2 protein-coding genes are annotated in these 1277 nt (G+C 55.0%); one reads left to right on the top strand and one right to left on the bottom strand.

Annotation, left to right across the window (positions count from 1 at the left end; all coding sequences use genetic code 11):
• Positions 1-123 precede the first annotated feature (123 nt).
• A complete protein-coding gene (locus AX724_RS23710; protein WP_197421640.1) occupies positions 124-558 on the top strand; it encodes a hypothetical protein in 435 nt (144 codons plus the stop codon).
• 125 nt (positions 559-683) lie between these two features.
• Here the strand turns inward: AX724_RS23710 and AX724_RS23705 are convergent, their stop codons facing one another.
• Positions 684-1133, bottom strand: coding sequence for a hypothetical protein (locus AX724_RS23705; protein WP_156448172.1), 450 nt, complete (start codon positions 1131-1133; stop codon positions 684-686).
• Between the last annotated feature and the right edge of the window lie 144 nt (positions 1134-1277).

The raw sequence follows: 1277 nt of genomic DNA, 5'->3' as shown, positions 1-1277 counted from the left end.
GATGTTCACCATCTCCTGAGACCCCAGCCTTCGCTGGGGTGACGGAATTGGGTGGATAGGCAACGGTCTGCTTCGGAGCGAGCCGACGTAGAAAGCGGACGTAAATTCTGGCAAAGTTTGGGCATGAATCACGATCGCCTTTGCGCCATAGGGCACAATCTCGCAGACTCGATGGCCAGCGGCTTGGGGTTAGTGATTGGCTACTATCCCATGGATGTATTTGGTGAGGCAGCATCATCGCCCGAAGCATTGATCGAGATCGATTTTCTTAACGGTCGCGTCGTGCGTGGAACCCCGTCCGATGAACTTGAAGCTGCCGCCGCCCTTTTTGCGGACGTTTTGCCCGAATTTTGTGAAAGCAACGGCGCTAAGGTTACGGACTTCAAGGCATTGTCTGCAACATTCAACACCACCGCACTTGGAAATCAGGTGCTCCTTTCGGTAACAGACCAAAGCGGCCGTAGCTCAACAACCGAATATAGAGGCGTTCCCTTGAAGCGTCTTAAGGTTTTAGATAGCCTTGGGCGCACCCGAAAGAAACCACGGCAAGCAGGCTGAATGTCTGGTAACGGATCACGCCGAATAACGATGGAATTTCGGTGAATGGTCGATACCGGCTAGGCTGCTTTCGGAAGCGGACTTGGGCCTGCCATGGGTGGTAAGCGGACAGTCGCCGCTGTTAGTCAGAATGGTGCAGGAGTTTCGTATCTCATGAGCACCCGCTCGACGTTTCCGCTCAAGCCAAGCACCACCTCGATCTCCCAATATGGCTGGCCAAGACCGTTCGGGAAGTAAGTCAGTCGGTAAGGCTGACGAAGCCTCTTATCACTGGTCGCACGCTGGACCTGCCATATCTTTTGAAATGGCACACTCATAAAAGCCTCTCGTGGTGAGACCTTTGTCTGGTCGTTTGATGCTATCGAACCAGCAAGAAGTTCAAATGACTGAAACTGACCGGTTCGCAAACCACGCTGGGCATCCTCCAATTTCTCAATGAGCGCAGTCGCTTCCTCAACTGTTACGCCGCTCAGTTGGCGCGTAGCAGGGGCAGGCGTGGCACCTAATGTCTGTGCCCTGCCGACGAGAGGCTGAACGCAAGGAATGATAAGCAAAAGGCTGGACCAGCGGCGCATGACAGAAGCCTCGCTCAAGTTACGAATGTCCGCAAATGGTCGTTAGCTGACGGTTCTTCGTCATGCCGGGCTTGGCCCGGCACCCCGCTTGCTTCTGGGCGTGTGAGGGACGGGATTCCGGTTCAAGGCCGGGATGGCGAGGGG

Source organism: Sphingobium sp. CCH11-B1, assembly GCF_001556865.1.
Taxonomy (GTDB): Bacteria; Pseudomonadota; Alphaproteobacteria; order Sphingomonadales; family Sphingomonadaceae; genus Sphingobium.
The sequence above is the reverse complement of the archived record's forward strand: the minus strand, read 5'-3'. Positions and strand labels throughout refer to the sequence as shown.